This window comes from Bradyrhizobium sp. LeoB3 (genome assembly GCF_055456055.1).
On the sequence record NZ_JBVBEF010000002.1, the window covers coordinates 162,970 to 182,746 of the forward strand.

General features: G+C 62.8%; 7 protein-coding genes. 4 read left to right on the plus strand and 3 right to left on the minus strand.

Features of this window, described 5'->3' with window-relative positions; translation table 11 throughout:
* Nucleotides 1-33: 33 nt before the first annotated feature.
* Complete coding sequence (locus tag ACZXDY_RS03530) at nucleotides 34-4,449, plus strand: two-partner secretion domain-containing protein (protein WP_464344509.1); 4,416 nt, start codon at nucleotides 34-36, stop codon at nucleotides 4,447-4,449.
* A 32-nt stretch (nucleotides 4,450-4,481) separates the two neighbouring features.
* Nucleotides 4,482-12,113 (plus strand): filamentous haemagglutinin family protein, encoded by a 7,632-nt coding sequence (locus tag ACZXDY_RS03535; RefSeq protein ID WP_464344510.1) that lies wholly within the window; start codon nucleotides 4,482-4,484, stop codon nucleotides 12,111-12,113.
* Nucleotides 12,114-12,191: 78 nt separating this feature from the next.
* Here ACZXDY_RS03535 and ACZXDY_RS03540 read toward each other — a convergent pair whose 3' ends face one another.
* The 3 genes from ACZXDY_RS03540 to ACZXDY_RS03550 are packed head-to-tail and all read right to left on the minus strand — an operon-like array spanning nucleotide 12,192 to nucleotide 16,529.
* A complete protein-coding gene (locus tag ACZXDY_RS03540) occupies nucleotides 12,192-13,163 on the minus strand; it encodes an HlyD family secretion protein (RefSeq protein WP_464344511.1) in 972 nt (323 codons plus the stop codon).
* Entirely contained in the window at nucleotides 13,150-15,450 is a 2,301-nt protein-coding gene (locus tag ACZXDY_RS03545) for an ABC transporter permease (protein WP_464344512.1), read from the minus strand. The genes ACZXDY_RS03540 and ACZXDY_RS03545 overlap by 14 nt, the downstream gene beginning before the upstream one ends.
* A 26-nt stretch (nucleotides 15,451-15,476) precedes the next feature.
* Nucleotides 15,477-16,529, minus strand: coding sequence for an HlyD family secretion protein (locus tag ACZXDY_RS03550; protein WP_464344513.1), 1,053 nt, complete (start codon nucleotides 16,527-16,529; stop codon nucleotides 15,477-15,479).
* A 406-nt stretch (nucleotides 16,530-16,935) separates the two neighbouring features.
* Between ACZXDY_RS03550 and dinB the strand changes: the two genes are divergently transcribed.
* Entirely contained in the window at nucleotides 16,936-18,183 is a 1,248-nt protein-coding gene (gene dinB / locus ACZXDY_RS03555; protein ID WP_464344514.1) for a DNA polymerase IV, read from the plus strand.
* A gap of 198 nt (nucleotides 18,184-18,381) precedes the next feature.
* Nucleotides 18,382-19,434 (plus strand): NAD(P)-dependent alcohol dehydrogenase, encoded by a 1,053-nt coding sequence (locus ACZXDY_RS03560; protein WP_456641320.1) that lies wholly within the window; start codon nucleotides 18,382-18,384, stop codon nucleotides 19,432-19,434.
* Nucleotides 19,435-19,777: the final 343 nt, after the last annotated feature.

A 19,777-nucleotide genomic window follows, 5' to 3' on the forward strand; every position in this document is an offset into this window, starting at 1 on the left:
CAGGGGCGTACCGTCGTCTGAAGGAGCCACCCGATGTCCGCCCGTTCACCCTCGACCGCTAACGGTCCCATGCGCCGCCATGCCCGTCACGCGGCGCTGCGAACCGGCGTCAGCGTGGTGGCGCTGTTCCTGGCCAATACTGCAGTGGTGGCACGTCCATTAGGCGGACAGGCACCGACACCATCGGCGGCGGCGATGGCTGCATCGCAGTCGGCGGCGCAGGACGCGGCGACGGTCGCCAAGCAAAGCCAGGATGCGCTGGCGCGGGCCACGCGCGCCATCCAGGCGATGCAGGCGGTGCAGGGCGCGGCGCGCAGCGCGGCGCAGGCCGCGCAGCGCTCCGCGACGCTGCCGCAGGTCGCTGTGCCGAATGGGCTGGCGCCGGGCGGCCTGCAGGCGGCGGCTGGATGGCAGGGCGCCAATGCGCCGACGCAGGCCGTCGATGCCAGCGGCCAGACCCAGGTCGGCATCCAGCAGACCCGGGCGCAGGCGATCCTCAATTGGAATTCGTTCAACGTCGGCGCGCGCACCACGCTCACCTTCGACCAGCAGGGCAATGCCAATTGGGTGGCGCTCAACCGCGTGGTCGGCAGCACATCGCCGAGCCAGATCCTCGGCAACATCAAGGCCGAAGGGTCGGTCTATGTGATCAACCAGAACGGCATCATCTTCGGCGGTGCGAGCCAGATCAATGTCGGGTCGCTGATCGCCTCGACCGCCAATATCACCGACACCCAGTTCCTCAATAGCGGCATCTACTCGCGGCAGGAAAGTGGCCAATACGTGCCCAGCTTCACCGATGCTGGTGGGGCCGTGAAGGTCGAGGCCGGCGCGCTGATCTCGACCCGCGCGCCGTCGTCGGCGAAGCAGGGCGGCGGCTTCGTCCTCTTGATGGGCACCGAGGTCAGCAACGCCGGCGCGATCAGCGCGCCGCGCGGTCAGGTGCAGCTTGCGGCCGGCAACGATTTCCTGCTGCGGCCAGGCTACGGCACCGACGCCAACCAGGCCTCGACCACGCGCGGCAACGAGATTTCGCCGATCGTCCGCGATGCGCTTGCGGTCGTTGGCAATTCCGGCCTGACTTTCGCGCAGCAAGGCGATATCACATTCGCGGGTCGCAGCATCGGCCAGGACGGCGTGCTGGTTGCCACTACCTCGGTCAACACCCGCGGCACCATCCACCTCCTGAACGCCGCCTCCGACCCCGCCGGCAGTGTCACGCTCGGCAGCGGCAGCCTGACCGCCATCCTGCCCGAGCTCGGCAGCGCCGAAACCGCGCTCGACAGCCAGCGCAACCAGTTGATCGCCGATTCCAACGCCTTCACCCACGTTCCGACCGCCAACGCCCAGTTCAACAATCTCTCGCTGCTCGCCGATCGGCTCGACCAAGGCCGCGTCGAAATCGTCAGTGGCGGCAACGTGGTCTTCAAGGGTGGCTCTATCACGCAGGCGCAAGGTGGCCAGGTTGCCGTCTCCGCCGCTCGCCGCGTTTTCGCCGAGAATGGCGCGGTGATCGATGTCTCGGGCGTGCGCGGCGTGCTGCTGCCGATGTCGGCCAACAACATCATGGTCAACGTGCAAGGCAATGAGCTGCGCGATTCACCGGTCAATCGCGATCAGGATTATCTGAAGAACGCAGATGTCTGGATCGACGCGCGCAATCTGGTGCTGGTGCCGGCTGGCACAGGCGGCTATGCGACCGACCGCTATTATACGCCGGGCGGTCTGCTCGAGGTCTCGGGCTATCTCGCCAATACCGCCCATCGCATCGGGGAATGGACCGCGCTCGGCGGCACCATCACGCTGGCGGCGCCGGAGGTGGTCGCGCAGAAGGGGGCAGTGTTCGACGTCTCCGGCGGCTCGGTCAGCTACGAGGGCGGCTATATCAGGACCACCAACTTCCTCGGGGCGGATGGCCGAACCTACAATATCAATAATGCGCGCGCCGATATGCAGTTCATGGCGCTCGGCGGCGGCTATATGCGCAAGCACTATGTCGAGGGCAAGGTTTACGATCCGCTGACCGAGATCTGGACGTCCCCGTTCGGCAAGGGCAGCGTCTCCACCCGCTGGGAAGATGGTTACACCGTCGGCCGCGACGCCGGCTCCCTTATCCTGTCGACGCCGACGTCGATCTTCGAAGCCACCATCCTCGCCGACATCGTGAAGGGTGAGCGCCAGACCGGGAACCGGCCTTCCGGCACCGCCGACGGCTACAAGCTGCCCCAGGACGTCGCGCCGCTCGAGGGCAGGCTTGCGCTGGGCAGCTACTCGGGTATCGGTCTCACCGATGCATCCGCTGCGCGGGTCGTCTTTGGCCGTGTGTCTGATATCACTGAGGCGCTGAACGACAAATCGCTGTCGCCTGACAGCCGCATCGGCACCGCGTTGTTTGACGCGGACGCGATCAATGCCGCCAAGCTGGGCGGTCTCAACTTTGCGAGCAGCAAGGAAATCGTTGTCGAGGCGCCGCTTGAACTTGCGCCCGGCGCGGAGGTGACCTTCGCGGCGCCGCATGTCGATATCGGCGCAGACGTCACGGCTCATGGCGGCAGTATTACGCTGACCAATCTCATGCATGCCGTGCTCGGCCAGGGGCAGAACGCGAAATGGTGGGCGCTCAACGACGCGAACGGCAATTCGCAGGTCACGATCGGCGAAAGGGTTGCCATTGATCTCAGCGGATTGTGGACCAACGAATTCCGCGACGCGCAAACCGATTCATCACGTCTCGCGCATCTTGATGGCGGAAATTTCACCGTCTCGACCACAGGCGGCATCACGCTTTCGAAGGGTTCGCTCATTGACGTGTCGTCAGGCGGCGCCATCCTGGTGGATGGCAAAACCAAAGGCGGCAAGGGCGGCAATGTCAGCCTCGTCGCCAATGATTATGCGCATCTGGCCTCGACGCAGTTCTTCACCAATCCACTCATCCTTGAGGGCGCTATCCGCGCGTATGGTTTTGGCGGCAGCGGCACGCTGACATTGGATGCGGGCCAGGCGATCGCGATCGGCAAGGCCGTGGCCGATGCGCTGGTGCTCGACCCCGAGCTGTTCCGGTCCGGCTTCTCCGCGTACAAGATCTCCAGCAACACTGGCATGGAGATCGGCGAGGGAACGCGCCTTGACGTCGAGGTGCCGGTCTATCGCTTCACGGACAAGAGCTATGACGCGGCGACGGGAAGCCCTGTCGCGGATGCCGCGGAGCTGTGGACGCCGCCGAGGTTCATCATCAACCCCGTCGCGCATAGCGTCACGCAGCGCGTGGGCGCCGATGTGACGCTCTGGAGCCTGCATGATTTCACGCTGGCGAAAGGCGCCTCGATCAATGTCGATGCGGGGCACTCCGTCTCGATCTTCGCCAATCGCCAGACCGTCATCGACGGCGCGATCACGGCTCCCGCCGGCAGTATCCTGATCACGAGCCTGCAGGACGCGCCCGGCGACACCAGGTACAATTCCGGATATGGCGAATTCGCCCTGACGCGGTCGATCTGGATCGGCAACGCCGCGGTGCTGGATGTCTCCGCACGTGGCGCGGTGGGACGCGATGAGCGCGGCGTCTCCTACGCAGCCGTGCCGGACGGTGGCACGATCCGCATCGGTGGCACGGGCGCGGTCGACAACGCGGGCGTGCCCGTCGTCAGCGATGCGTTTGTGATCCTTCGTCCCGGCGCCTTGATCGATGCATCGGGCACCTCCGCGCTGGTCGATGTCTCCACCGGCAACGGCTATGTCTCGACGCCTGCCGCCAGCAATGGCGGGACGATCTCGCTCTATTCCGCCTTCGGCATCACGCTCGACGGTACCTTGCGAGCAGCTAGCGGCGGCAGCGGCGCCTCTGGCGGAACGCTGAATCTGACGATGGCTGAACGAGGTTATACGTTGGGGCAACCCAGCGCGAACGCGCCCTATGCTATCGGCGAACTGACGGAAGACTTCCAGAGATCGCGCGATATCACCCTCGTGCAGTATGCGGGTCGCAGTGGCCTCAGCGCCGATCTCAAGCCGGGTGAGGACGATCCGACATTGCAATTCGGGCGCACCGTGATCGGTGTCGACCAGATAGAGCAGGGTGGGTTTGGATCGCTATCGCTCTCGACTCGCGATCTCTTTGTTTTTGGCGGCAATATCGATCTTCAGCTTTCGCGCAGCATCCGCTTGTCAGGCGGTGTGATAACGGCGCCCTCCGATCAATCCAGTGCCAGCATTCGCCTTGCGGCGCCTTACGTCCGCCTGGATGGGTTCAACTACAGTGGGACAAAGCCCGCAGCGGGTGACAATGCCAGAGGCTATTATCCCGGCATCAATGTGCCGAGCGGCTTCCTTCTTGCTGCTCCTCAATTGATCGCGAAGGACAGTCATTTTACCATCTCCCCGATCTCATCGATCTCTACGGGGATATTCATTTCGGCGCGGCGGCCAAGCAAGGTTATGGCTCAGGACTGATCCGAGATGCCGTCGCCTATGGTTTTGACCAGGTGACGTTGCAAAGCCGCGGTGATCTTCGGGTCGGCGATGCCACAATCCGTGCTGACCAAAACGAACAGGTTGGCGGCCTCAATGCCTATAATCTCACGCTGATCGCAGACCAGATTTATCCTCTGAGCGGCGCGGTCGCCATTATCAGGGCTGGCCAGCGGGCCGGATTGGACAATGGCGGCTATGCCCCAGATACCCGTCTTACCATCCGCCGCAATGACGATCAGACACCGGCGGTCCCGCCTTCGGTGTTCGGCGGTGTCGCCTTTTTCGCCGCCAATATCGACCAGGGCGGCGTTCTTCGCGCACCGTTGGGCCATATCTGGTTCAACAATTATGATGATACCGCGGCCAATGACGTGCCGCCTGACGCACGTATCACGTTCCGCAGCGGCAGCATCACCTCCGCAAGCGCAGCCGGCTTGATCATGCCTTTTGGCGGCACCTCGGACGGGATCACCTATCAAGGCGCGGACGGCACACTGCGCAATCTGGCGGGCGCGTCTTACGATGACCATCACGGCTACAAGATCGCGAGCGGTACTTCGATCGATGCCGCGTCGGTCGTGGGTGAGGTTGGAGCCGTGCTCGATCTCAGCGGCGGCGGCACGCTCACCGGCGCGGGCTTCATCTCCGGCCGAGGCGGCTCGGTCGATGTGTTGAAGACAGCGCTCGTCAATGCCAATCCGGTCAACAGCTACAGCGCCGCCGGCAACAAGGTCTATGCGATCGTGCCCGGTTACGCCGCTGAATATGCGCCGGCGATCGCGACCAACGGCGCCGGCGATCCGGCGATCGGTCAGCAGATCACTCTTCCCTCGGGTGTGTCGGGACTACCTGCGGGCACCTATACGCTGCTGCCCTCGAGCTATGCGCTGCTGCCCGGCGGTTATCGCGTCGAGCTTGGCTCGACGGGAACCACCACGTTTGCGCCCGTGACCATCGGCAATGCCTCCGTCGTCACATCGGGCTATCTCGGCGTCGCCAACACTGGAATTAAGGACGCGTTGCCGACCAGGGTGATCTTCAGCTCCGGCCAGAGCACGCGCCGCTACTCGCAATATAACGAGACGAGCTATGCCGATTTCGAGCGCGCGCGGGCGGCCCAGTTCGGCGGTCTCCGGCATCGTCTGCCAGAGGACGGCAAGGTGCTTGAGATCAGTCTCCTGCCGCAGTCGGATAATACGAAGTCGCTGTCCTTCGCCGGCACCGCGCTGTTCGATGGCGCCAAGGGCGGTATCGACGGGACGCTGATCGTCATGCCGTCGGCCACCTCATTGGGGCCTGCCGTGCTCGACATCACGGCGCCAGGGGCCGTGTCCATAGCCGGGCATACGTCCATCTCGAGCGACGACGTCAATGCCTTCAAAGCATCGACGCTCTTGCTGGGCGGCACGAGCCTGTACTTCGAGGAAGACAACCCCGGGGCCGGCGCCAACGTTTATTTCGACGGAGGCACGACCGCGGCCGTCAACCTGCTCGATGGCGCCATCATCCGCGCGGGCCAGGTCTTCCTGGTCGGCAAGGCCGTCAACATGGCGGGCGGCGCGACCATCGATACGCGCGGATTGCGCAGCAACGCCGTCGATTCCACGCTCGGTTATGTCTATGCCAACATAAGCCCGTATCTGTACGCGGATCCCAATTTCAGTCCGGCCGTGCTCGCGGTCGCCAATGGCTGGTTCCAATTCCTGAGTGCCGTTGGCCCCGGCAAGATCGACATCGCGAGCGGTGCGTCGCTGCTCACTGACGGCAGTGTGGTGCTGGCCGGGCCGGGCGGGCTCACCATGGGCGACGTCAATTTCGGCGCACGTTATCTCAACGTCACACAGGAGCAGGTCAATGTCGGCACGGAGGCTGCGCTCGCCGCGGCGCAGGCCGCGGGCCAGCTTCCCTCGGGTTGGAACCTCACCCAGAGCGTGCTCGACAAACTCCTGCGGCCGTCAACGACCGCCGGTGTCCCCGCGCTTGAGCAACTCATTCTCACGGCAAACCGCGCGTTCAATCTGGTCGGCAGCGCCGCGCTCGACACCACGCGGCAGGAGGGGGCCGGGGATCCGCTCAAGCTCGTTCTCAATACGCCTGCCATTTATGGTCTTGGCTCCGCAAGCGACACGGCGAGCATCAAGGCCGATGTGCTGATCTGGAACGGAATCCGCACCGGCACTGCTGCTCCGTATGGCAGCCAGGCGCCGGCGAGCGTCATGCCCGGCGGTCCTGGCACGGGATTGGGGCATCTCGCCATCACGGCGAACGAGGTTCTGTTCGGCTACGACGCTGCACAGAGCAAGCCGACCGATGGCGCAACGCTGAACCGTCTCGCGCTCGGCTTCTCGGATGTGGCGCTGACGGCGTTGAGGCGCGTCACGGCGAACAGCGATGGCACGTTCAAAGTGGGCTTAAGCCAGGACAGCCAGGGCGCACTGCAGGGCGGGAATCTCACCGTCGCGACCCCGCTGATCACGGCGAGCAATGGGGCAAAGCTCGATGTTACCGCAGGTGGCGCTTTGCGTCTGGTCGCGCCAGCTGGGATCGCGCCCGCGGATACGCGTGGCGTGACGGATCTCGGCGGGACGGTCTCCTTTGGCGGCGACAGCGTCTTTGTCGATACCGCATTCGCCTTGCCTTCCGGCAAGCTGACCTTCAACGCCGCGCATGACGTCGTGCTCGGCGGCAACGCGGTGATCGACCTGTCAGGCCGTGCTATCTCCTTCTTCGATGTCACGAAATATAGCTGGGGCGGTGATCTCGTTCTGAATAGCACGAGCGGCGATATCGTCCAGGGCGCCGGCTCGGTGATCGATGTCTCGGCGGTGAACAACGCCGCGGGCTCGATCACGGCCAAGGCCATCGACGCTGCACATGGGCACGTCTCGTTCGGCGGCACGATCAAGGGTTCGTCGACGGGCAATTATGACAGCGGCCAGTTCACGGTGGCGGCGCAGGATTTTGGCGATTTCGCCGCATTGAACGCGAAGCTCAATGACGCCGGCTTCTTCAGCGCTCGCAGCTTCGATCTGCGGCAGGGCAGCCTTGTCATCCGCAACGGCGTCAAGGCGCGCTACGTGACGGTGTCGGTCGATCAAGGCAGCCTCACGGTCGATGGCAGGATCGATGCGAGCGGGACCAAGCCCGGCACCATCCGATTGTCGGCGCGCGACGATCTGACATTGACGCGGAACGCCGTGCTCGATGTGCATCACTCCGTGCTGCAGACCGACAGCTATGGTGCACCGATCGAGGCCAACAACACCGCGCATGTCGAGGTCACGAGCAAGCAAGGCAGCATGACGCTAAGGCCAGGCGCAACCATCGATATGTCCTCGCCGGACAGCGTAGCGCGCGGTAAGTTGGAGCTCAATGCGCCGCGGCGCGGTGGCACCAATGACGACGGTATCGGCGCGAATGACATCGCCGTCGACGCGCGCGGCCCGCTCGATATCCGCGGAACCAGCAGCATCGCGATGAACGGCTTCCGCACCTATCAACTTCCGGGCGGTAGCGTCATCGATCAGGCCTACCTCGATGGTCTGCATGCCGACAGTGAGGCATTCATCAACGCGGCACTCCAGAATGGCGACTTGCATAATCGCCTTGCCGGGCTTGCGGCCTATGGCTCCGCCTTCCATCTGCGGCCGGGCGTTGCCATCACGTCAGATGGAGATCTCTCGACCAACGGCGATCTCGATTTCTCCGGTTATCGCTATGGACCAAAGGTCGATCCGGCCGCGCCAGGCTCCGGCGAACCGGGCGTGCTCGTCGTACGTGCCGCCGGCGATCTCAAGATCAATGGAAGCATCAACGACGGCTTCGCGCCGCCGCCGAAATCGCCCGACGCGCTGACGGTGCTGATCCCGGCAGGTACCATGCTTGGATCAAATTACACGGTCACAATGGATGACGTCATAATCGGCAACGGATCGACCATTCCGAGCAACGGCATAATCAACCTGGAACTGAATCTCGTCGACGGAAGGATCGTGCAGAGCCCGAACGTCGCAAATCCACTTCCCGTCGCGATGACCTTGTCGGAGCCCTTCACTATAAAAGGGCCCAATGTTCAAACCAGGAAGCTGAATGGCGGGCGCATCATCACGCCGGAAAAGACCTACAACCCGGGTGATACGCTTCTGGTCAACACAGTATTTCCGATCGGCACCGTGTTCGAAAAAGGCGTCTATTTTACCGGGCAGGTCTTCATCAACTCAGCCATCAATCTGGTGCTTCAGCCTGTAACGTTGCCGGCGGGGTCCAGCCTTGCCCTGTTCGGGGGTTACACATTCGATGCCGATACGCCGCTTCCCAAGGGCACCGTGCTGCCGGCCGGCATGACGAACGTGAAGCTGACCGGGCCGGGCGATCGCAAGGTGTGGGCGATCGCACCCATGCTCGCACCGGGGACGCAATCCTGGTCGATGCGGCTTGTGGGCGGTGCTGATCTTGCGAGCGCCGACAGTCGGGGGCTGAAGACGGCAGACAGTCTCGCTGGTTCAGGCAATGTGGTGTTGAACGATCCCTTCCAGGTCACGCTCGTTGGGAGCACGTCGACCTCTGGCGTCAGCGTCGTGCGCACCGGCACCGGGGATCTCGAGCTTCTCGCCGGCGGCAATTACGAGCAAAAATCACCGTTCGGGGTCTATACCGCCGGCACTGCGATCAAGGAGACCGGGACCGCGGCCAACGATCCTTACAACGCCAGCCGGGGCACATTGTCCGATGGCACGGTGCTGGGCTCAGCAAACGCCGCGTATGAAGCGACGCTTGGCTCGCAGCGGATGTATTACACCGAGCATGGCGGGGATTTCCTGCTAGCCGCGCAAGGTGACGTGAAGGGCACGCTGACGCCGCGCGCGGACGAGGTTGGAAGCTGGCTGTGGCGCCAGGGTGGTTGGGAAATCGGCCAGCGTGCTGCCTGGGGCATCAATTTCGGTAGCTACACGTTTGATCAGATCAACACTAATAACGCCGCGGCTTTGAATCTGTCCGCTTTCTCCGGCCTCGGTACGCTCGGTGGCGGCAATGTCACGCTGCAAGCGGGCGGCACGCTCGGCGGCGACACAGGTCGCGGCGTGGTCATCGCCGTCGGTGGCAGCGGCCGCGTGATAGGCGATGGCAGCCTGCTGCAGACGGGCGGCGGCACGCTGTCGGTGAAAGCGGGCGATATCGGCACCGGCGGCAACCAATTCGTGAATCTGCGCGGGACCATGGATGTCGCGACGGGAGATTTCGGCAGTCTCACCGCGACAAACATTCGCAACGATAACGGGACGGATCCGCGGCCGATCAATCCGCTGACGCCGTATTCGATGACCACGCTGTATGGCGGAGATTTCGCGCCGGGCGATAGCGTGGTCAACCTTCGCGCGCGCGGCGATCTGGCCGTGGGAACCATCCTCGATCCGGGCCGCGTCGGCCTCACGGCCTGGACGGACGCGAATAACGGTCAAACGAACGGTGACGGCGCGAGTTGGTTCACGCTGTGGACGGGGCAAACCGCCATCAACATGTTTGCCGCGGGTGGCTCGCTCCAGCCGGGCAGCGGCGCAACCTATTCCCGATACCTGCCCCCGATCATGCGGGCGGTCGCTGCGAACGGCAATATCTATAACCCGGGCGGAGGGCTCATGCTGCCGTCACCGAGTGGCGAACTCGAGGTGCTGGCGCAAGGATCGATCTTTGGCAACGGTAGCGAGACGGGTCCCTTGATGACTCCGACAACGGCGTTGGCGACGCCGTTCAAGCCGGCCTGGGTGATCCTGAATGATGGGCTTAACATCACGGCCTCTAACTATTTCGGCGATTACGCGAATGCGGCTGACCAAGTCGGTGGAGGAATTGTCGTCTATTCCTACACGAGTGGTGGGCACCCCTTCGCCTTCGCTTCAAGCACGGTGAAGGATAAAGCCCCGCTGGACCAAGGCGATCCGTCTCAACGCAAGCCGTCACACATCTATGCGGTGAATGGCGACATCACGGGCATCAGATATGGCCGGATCGTCGACCAGAGCTGGACCGCCCCCGATCAGAGCATCGTTGCAAACACCTATTATCAGGCTGCAAGGCCGCTGCGGATGCTCGCAGGCGGAGATATCGTCAATACGATGGGTCTGATCCTGCACACCGATCAGAACGACGTGTCCACCATCGCGGCCGGCGGCAACATCATCTATGCGGGCGCTCCCTCGTCCACCAACGGGTGGCGCGGAGGCTTGGCGATTGCCGGCCCCGGCACGCTCGAAATCACAGCCGCCAAGGACATCTATCAAGGGTCAATCGCGACGGTCGAAAGCATCGGACCGTTGCTCGCGGGCGACAACCGGCCCGGCGCCGGTGTCGTCATGCAGGCCGGCGTGGGTGCGGGTGAGATTGGTGTTGGGCAAGTCGACTGGACCGGCTTTGCGAAGCTCTATCTCGATCCGAAGAATCTCATGGGCGAGGGGAAACTCGCCGATCAGCCCGGCAAGGTGGCAAAGACTTATGGGGATGAACTTTATGACTGGCTGAAGGAACGCTTCAGCTATAGCGGGTCCAAGGCCGATGCGCTCGGTTACTTCTTCACCTTGTCGGCAGCGCAGCAGCGCATCTTCCTGCGGCAGGTCTATTACGCCGAACTGACCGCAGGCGGGCGCGAATACAACGAAGATGGCGGCCCACGTGCCGGCTCTTATTTGCGCGGGCGCCAGGCGATTGCAACGTTGTTGCCGAACGATGCCGCTTATGGTGGGGATATCACGATGTTCTCGGCGGCGGTCGCGGCCGGCGCGGGTAAGACGACCGTTCAAAGCGGTTATGTGCACACCGATTTCGGCGGCGACATCCAGTTCCTGGTGCCGAACGGGGAGGTCACGCTCGGGACCGAGGGGCTGTCGCCGGGCGCCGATGCCGGCCTCATCACGCAAGGGGCAGGCGACATCCAGATCTATTCGAAGGGCAGCGTGCTGCTTGGCCTGTCGCGCATCATGACCACGTTCGGCGGCAATATCATCGTCTGGTCGGCGGAAGGCGACATCAACGCCGGCCGCGGCGCCAAAACCACGGTGATCTACACGCCGCCCAAACGCGCCTACGACAGATACGGCAATGTCACCGTGTCACCGGTCGTGCCGTCCAGCGGCGCCGGCATCGCGACGCTGAGACAGATCGCGGAGGTGCCGCCCGGGACGGTCGATCTGGTCGCGCCGCTCGGCACCGTCGATGCAGGCGAGGCGGGGATCCGCGCATCGAGCTTCGTCAACATCGCAGCCTTGCATATCGTCAACGCCGCCAACATCCAGGCGCAAGGCGGCGTCGTCGGCGTGCCGCAGGTCCAGGCACCCAACATCGGCGGCCTGACCGAAGCATCGAACACGGCGGGCGCCGCAGCCCAGCAAGCCACCGTGCCGCAGGCGCGCGCCGGCGAGCAACCCTCCATCATCATCGTCGAGTTCCTCGGCTTCGGTGGAGGAAGTGAGGAAGATCGCCCCAATAGCGAACGACAGCGGAACCGTGGCAGACAAAGCAACAATTATGACCCGAACAACATGGTCCGCGTCCTTGGCAACGGCACATTTTCCGCGGAGGACACCAAGCAGTTGACGGGGTTGGAGCGCGATACGCTCACCCGCCAGGTCGTCGCGCCAAGCTCTCCATAATTGGCATGGAGCGATCTGCGTGGGAATGTCGTGTCGTTGGTGGTGACCGCTACGGGACGGGCAGGCAGTGCGCTTTGGTCACTGCTTGATCCAAACAGTCATACCTGGCTCGAGGCTGGCCGCCTCTCCCTGTGGGTCGAGGCGCAAGCGTAGCGTATTGCGGTCGTGATCGCCAATCACGCGCTCGGCCTGCCAGGTCGCAAAGACGCCGAGCGGCCGCAGTTCGGTGATGGCGCTCTTGATCGCGCCGTCCTCGCCGTTCCGCACCACGCCGACTGTTTCTCCGACCGCGAGACCGCTCAGATGGTCTTCGCGCACATTGAATGAAAGCCACTGCTTGCCCGCCGCTTCGACCATCAGGATCGGTTGACCCGCGCGAACGTTCTCGCCGACTTCTGCGGCGATGACGCTGACCACACCGTCGGCGGGAGCACGCAAGACCATCTTGTCGAGGCGACGCTCGAGCACCGCGACCGCAGCCGCTGCGGCCTGCACCTCTGCGTCGGCGATCGCGCGTTCCTCCTGGGTCGGACCCGCCACGGCCGCATCGTAGTTCGCCTGGGCCTCCGCCACATCGGCACGTGCGCTCGCGGCGTCGTTTTCGGCCTGGTCAAGCGCCTGCTGGGACTCAAAGCTCTGACGCGCCAGCGTGGTGGTTCTTGTGAGCTGAGCCTGCACATAGTCGAGGCGGGACTTTGCCTTGGCGATTGCAGCTTTCAGAGAGTCGACCTGCTCACGCCTGACGCCGGCATAGACGTTGTTGCGGTTCGCGGTTGCTGAGGCGAGCGCGGCGCGCGCCTGGTCCACCTGTGCGGTCAACTCCACCGCCGAGAGCGTCGCGAGGACATCGCCGGCATGTACCTGCGCGCCCTTCTTGACCGCAATCGAAACGAGTTGGCCGTTTACTTCCGGGTCCACCCTGACCTCGGTCGCCCGCACGACGCCAACGATTGCGGACGGCGATCCGGAACCACGGACGGAATAGATCACAACGCCCGCGACGAGCGCGAGTGCGATCGCGGCGATGGCGACACGCCTAGCTTTGCGCACGTGTCTGCCCTCTCTTGACGGCAAGCGCTGAGATCACGGCGAGCACGAAATAGGCGAGCGCCAAGCACCACAGTCCAAGCCAATCGTGTGCGACCTCCCAAATGCTGGCGCCGAGCTGGTTGATGCGCACGAGGCCGTCAATCGCGAAGTCGGCCGGGAACAGTCGGCCCAGGGCGATGGCCACATCGGGGATCGCCTCGCGCGGCCATGCGAAGCCGGCGGTGAAGAATTGGGGCAGGCTGGTTGCAAGGAGCAGGATGGTTGCATTTTCGGGCCGCGTGAACCAGGCGCCGACGGCCTGCCCCATGAAGCTCGTCGCAAGCAGGAAGACGGCAGCAAGCGCGAGCAGTTGTGGAAGATGCCCGAGCGTTGAAAAGCCATAGATGCGCGGCAGCACGATGAGATAAAGTGCGAGCGCTGGAAGGTAAATCGTCAGATGGGCGACGCCGCGGCCGAGCACGCCGGCGAACGCTCCGCCGCCGGTTGCCAGCGCAGTACGGGTCAACATCGCCGCACCGATCAGAAGGGTTTGCTGCAGGATCAGCACAAACGCCGCTGGGACGATGTAGCTTGCATAGCCGCCCACGGGGTTGAAGATCGGCTGCAGCAGAATGTCGGCCGGGCTCGAACTCGCCAGCTTCGCCTTGACAAGGCTTCCATCCGAGCGTGCGCCTCGCGAAACAAGCTCGGACGTCAATGTCCCGATTGCGGTGGCGACCCCGCTGGCGGTCGATCTGAATATGAACAAATAGGTGGCATCCGCGTAGATCGGAATGTGAGCGGTGATGCCCTTGAGCACGTCGCGCTCAGTGTCTGGCGGGATTTCGACGGCGGCAAAGGCCTTCCCACGATCGATTGCGGTGCGCGCCTCGGCGAGTGTACGGGTGCGGACCGCAACGCTCAATGCTCCGCTCGCATCCAGCGTCTCGACGATCTGGCGGCTGAGATCGCTCAGATCGTTGTCGACGACCGCGATGGGAAGCTTGCGCAGGATCTGGTTCAGATAGGGTTGCGGATAATAAATGCCGTAGACCAAGGGAGCCAGGAACAGGAGGGTGAAGGCGCTCCGCGCGCCGAGCACGCGCCGCCACTCCGCCATGAAGGCGCCGCCGACGCCGCGGGGCGCGCGGCCGATCTCTGATTGCTCGGCTGGTCGCGCCGTCTCAAACCAGCCCCTGCGCTTGAGGCTCGCCATACGCAGCAAGGCGAAACCAGCATAGAGCATCGTCAGGCCGGCGAGCGCCGCGAACGGAATGGCGGAGTCCGACACCGGCAATCCGCGTGCCGCTTGGCCCAACAACACGGCCATGTACCAGCGCAGCGGCAGTATCGCGCTCCAGACTTGCGCAAACGCATTCATGCCGATCGCGGGGAAGCCGACGCCGGCGTAGCCGAATGCAGGAGAGGCAACGAGGCCCGCAAGTCCCAGCCCCGTCGCCAGATCGCCGACCAGGAGCTGCAGCAGGGCACCGAGCGAGAGGTAGGCGACAATCAGGAGCGAGCCGGCGGCCACCATCAACGGAAGGTCTCCCCTGAAGGGGACTTGCAGCACGCCCTCCAGGAAGAGCGGCTCGGCAAGCATGATGAGGAGGAAGATGCCGAAGAGGGGCGCGAGCTTGCCGGCCAGCGCAACGACCGGATCGCCTCCGGCACTTTCGAGCCAGGCCCGCGCGTCGCGCCGGCGGAATTCGGAGCCGACGGAATAGCCTGCCGCGAGCGTGATCACTACATGGATGATCGTCGGCAGCAGCGCACGGAGCAGGAACTGGGCATAGTTCTTTTGCGGATTGACAAGCGCGATGGTTTCCCCGGCCATCGTTCCGATCGAGGCTGGTGTGGGCGCTGCGTGCTTCGCGGGGGCTGCCACGGCGGCTGCGGCGGAAAGCGCATCGCTCAGCCCCGAGGAGGCAATGCCGGCCGCCGTCAGGAACTGCTGGTTGTAGAATCCAACCACCTGCGGACGGCGTTGAGCCTGCAGGTCGCGCTCGAAATCCGGTGGGATATAGATTGCCGAGATCGCCTTTCCGGACCGTATATCCTTCACGGCCGTGGACAGCGTACCGGAGCGGTCGACGATTTTCAGGCTCGGAGATGCCGCGACGTATTCCACCAGGGCACGCGAAGCGTCCGACTTGTCCTCGTCGACGACCGTCACCCCGAGCCCCCGGATGACCGGATGGCTGAAGACCGTTGTGAGAACCACGAACGCGAAGAGAGGCACGCCAAAGATCAAAAGCAGCGCCACACGATCGTGAAACAGCCATTGGCACTCGCGCTGTGCGACCAACAGAAATCCCGGTCTTGACGCCAGCCTCATTGCCGCGACCGCCAGTCGAGATAGGCGCTCATACCCGGTCGCAGCTCGGGCACCGGCTGGACCGGGTAGGCACGAATCGAAAACGTCCGCAAATCGAAATCGCCCGAAGCACGCGTGGCCCGCCAGCTCGCATATTCGCCCTTGGTTGCAATAAGCTTGACCTCGACGGTGACGCGGCGGTCATCGAGAGCCGGAATGCGGACATCAAATCGATCGCCGACCTTCAAGCCCTTGACGAGATCCTCGCGAAGATCGAAGTGAATCCAGACATCGCCCAGATCGATCAAGGTAACCAGCGGCACGCCCGGCGATACGTATTCGCCAGGCTCAATATTGCGCTGATAGATCTGCGAGGCGACGGGGGCATAGACCACGAGTTGATCAATGATCGATTGAACGCTCTGGATATCGGCATTGGCTTTTTCGACGTTGGCCCTGGAGATCGCCCGCTCCTCCTTTGTGTAGCCGTTGACAGCCTGGTCGTAGGACGATTTGGCCTGATCGACTGCGCGCTCGCTTTCGTGCAGCGTGTCGGTCACTTGGTCGAGACGGGCTTGCGGCGCATTGCCTTGCTGGGTCAATGTGTAGGTACGGTCAAAGGTCTTCTGGGCAAGCACCTGGGCAGCCTGCGCCCGCTCCATTGCCGCTTTCCGTGCGGCAATGGTTTCCACCCGTGTTCCGATGAGGACGTTGGCAAGTTGAGCCTCGGCGACAGTCTTTGCTGCCTTCATCTGCTCGTGTTTGGCCAGAGTTTCGGGATTGTCGATCCGCACGAGCACAGCGCCAGCCGGAACGTTCTGGCCACGTTCGACGGGAATTTCCTTGACCCGCCCGTCGACACGCGCGGCTATATCCAGCCGCGTTGCATCGACCTCGCCCTGGACGAGCAGTGGTTCCGGTCGCAAGAGATAGAAGACAGAGAGCGCGACGACGGCAGCTGCAACGATGCCGACAATGATGGAAGGAGCGCGCGTCGCGGTGCGGGTGTTTTTCTCTCCGTCCCTCGGTGCGTCGGACGTACTTTGAATTTCCTTGTCAGAGATCGGCATGTCCGCGCCTGATTCCCCTTTGCGTGACCGGGGTAGTCGTTTGCTAGCCTTGGTTGTTAGGTCTGTCCAATCTCGATCCGCTGAATTCCGCGAGCAAAAAGATCAACTATCGGCAGGGTGCATGTCAACCTCTGCCCTTATCGGGTACCGTCCGCTCGTCACTGGGGATGATCGTCTCGTCTCGATATCGGTATGCTGTACGGAGATCTGATGACGGCCGTGCAACAGGAGCCTTTCGCTCAATCGCGTTCCCGTGAGCTGAAGAGAAAACGGTCGCTCAACCAGGCCCAGGCTTGAGCAGCCAATAGCTTCTCAGCCTTTGTGAAACCGGCTTGACACGCGTTCCAACATGTTCGCATTATGTTCTCAGTGAATTTCGGTCAAATTTCACCGGTGAACGCTCTGGATGGCAACGGCGGCCACCATCCTTCATGCAGACCTTGATGCCTTTTACGCCTCGGTCGAGCAACTGCTCGATCCTTCGCTGCGCGGCAGACCTATCGCTGTCGGTGGCGGGGTCGTGCTTGCTGCCTCATACGAAGCCAAGGCGTTCGGGGTTCGAGGTGGTATGCCGGGACGGCACGCACGCCAGCTATGTCCGCAACTCACTTTTGTCGGCGGCCATTTCAAGGACTACCAACGGCTGGGTGATGCTGCCATCAAGGTGATCGACGATTTCACGCCACTGGTGGAGCGTATTTCCATCGACGAGGCGTTTGCCGACGTTGCGGGCTGCACCCATCTCTTCGGTACGCCCGCCGAAATTGCAAAGACAATCCGCCAACGCGTGCGGATGGAGATCGGTCTTGGGATCTCGGTCGGTGTGGCGCGCACCAAGCATCTGGCGAAAATTGCCTCGCAAGTGGCGAAGCCAGATGGGCTCGTGGTCGTGGATCCCGACACCGAACTGGAGTTCCTTCACCACCTGCCCGTCGAGCTGATGTGGGGAGTGGGTCCCGTCACGAAGGCGCAGCTCGCCGAAATCGGCGTGCTGACCATCGGACATCTGGCAAAGACACCGGGATGGTCGCTCGAGCGCTTGCTCGGCCCCGCTGCAGGCGAGAAACTCGCGGCGCTGGCATGGAATCGCGATCCGCGGGAGATCAAGTCTCACCGCCGGGCCGGATCGGCAGGGGCGCAGTCAGCGATTGGCAGGAAGCCGGCCGAAGAGCGGATTATTCGACCCACGCTGCTTCACCTCGCGGACCGCATCGCTACGCGACTCCGGGCGAAGTCCAGGCCCGGTCGAACCGTGACGGTCCGCGTTCGCTTCGCCGACCTGAGCTCGGTGACGCGCTCGGTAACGCTCGATGCGCCGATCTCCGCGACCATGATTCTTGCTGAGATCGCCGAGGAACTGGTGCGAGCAATCCTTGCAGATCATCCGGACCAGAAGACCATCTCGCTATTGGCGATCTCCGTGTCGCATCTTGAGGAGCACTGGGATCTCGAGCTCGAACTCCCGCTTGAACTTCAAGATGAAGCGCGCCGCCCCGGCACCAGGATAGGCATGGCCCGTTGGGCGGCTGATTGCGCCGTCGACAAGATCCGCGATCGCTTCGGATGGGATGCGATCGGATACGGCCCGGCAGCGCTTGGCATTTCTCGTTCCGTGCCCGACGAATTTCGCAAACTCGCCGAAAAAGACCTTTAACCCTCGAAAGCCTTGGCCCGACAAGCGACCGGTGGGTACGAGCTCCTATTTACCAGCTAGCCGCCAGCGGCAAAGACCTCGCCGTTCCTGACGTGCTTAGATGCGCGCGCTTGTGCTGTACAGCTCCGCTGGCACGAAAAATGCTGAGGCGCCTCCGCGATGGCGAGCGCAAAGCTCGCCGGGCAGACGGAGGACAACATGAGAGCCCAAGTATTGAGAGCGTACGACGAGAAGCTTTCCAACGACCAGTGGGTCAGCGAAGAAAAAGCGCCTGATCCCAAGTTGACTAAATCGACTGATGTCATCGTCCGCATCGGTGGAGCTGGCGTATGCAGGACCGACCTTCATATCATCGAAGGTGTATGGAAGCCGCATATGGATCCGACCGGCGACAAACTGCTACCCATCATCATGGGACACGAAAATGCAGGTTGGATCGAAGAGGTTGGCAAGGAAGTCGAGGGAGTAAAGAAGGGTGACCCGGTCATCGTTCACCCGAAGATCACCGGTGGCACCTGTCTCGCCTGTCGCCGAGGCTTCGATATGCATGGTCCCGGCACGTTTCCGGGGCTTGATTGCAACGGCGGCTATGCAGAATTCCTTTGCACCTCCGAACGCAATATTGTGCCGCTGCCACGGACTCTTGCGCCAAAGGATGTGGCGCCTTATGCGGATGCGGGCCTCACGGCCTATCGCGCGGTCAAGAAGGCCTCTCGTCACCTTTTGCCGGGCGAATCCTGCGTCGTAATCGGTGCAGGTGGGTTGGGCCACATCGGAATCCAGTGTCTCAAGGCGATGTGTGCGGCCGATATCATCGTTGTCGACAAGTCCGAAGCGTCGCTGAAGCTGGCCGAAAAATCGGGCGCCGACCATCTGGTGAAAGCTGACGGCAACGAAGTGGCAGCCGTTCTGGCATTGACTGCCGGAAACGGCGCGGAAGCCGTGATCGATTTTGTTGGCGAGAAAGGCACGACGTCCAAGGGGCTGGCGATGACCCGCCCGATGGGCAGCTACTACGTTGTTGGTTACGGTGAAGACATCCGCGTTCCGACCGTGGATATGGTGATCACCGAGAAAAACATTATCGGCAACCTGGTCGGTACATGGGCCGAGCTAACCGAGTTGATGGCGCTTGCGGATCGGGGTTTGGTCGAACTCGCAACCGCCGAATATCGCCTCGCGGACGCCAACAAGGCATTGCACGATCTCAACGCCGGAAAGATCCATGGACGCGCAGTTTTGATTCCTTGACAAAGAGTTCTAATCCATCGCGGGCATTCGTTTGCTCGCGATGGATTTGGCGTCCGCCCGTCATATGCCATGGCGGACTTGGTCCAAGCGAGTGATCGCTATTGCGGCGCAAACATTGCGATGCAAACTGACGCCTCTGCGTTGCAGCGATTCTCATTTTGCAATTCCTGTCGCAATTTGCGTCTCGATCAGTCGTCAAGCCGAGAGCCGTGCGTGCGCGACCGTCACTCATCTCACGCTCACGTCATCAGAAATCATCTGGCGAGGGGCTCGGACGAGCTGGCACGCCCATTGCAAAGCTCCTGAGCACAACAACGCTGACTGGTCCATCGTCTGGGGCGAG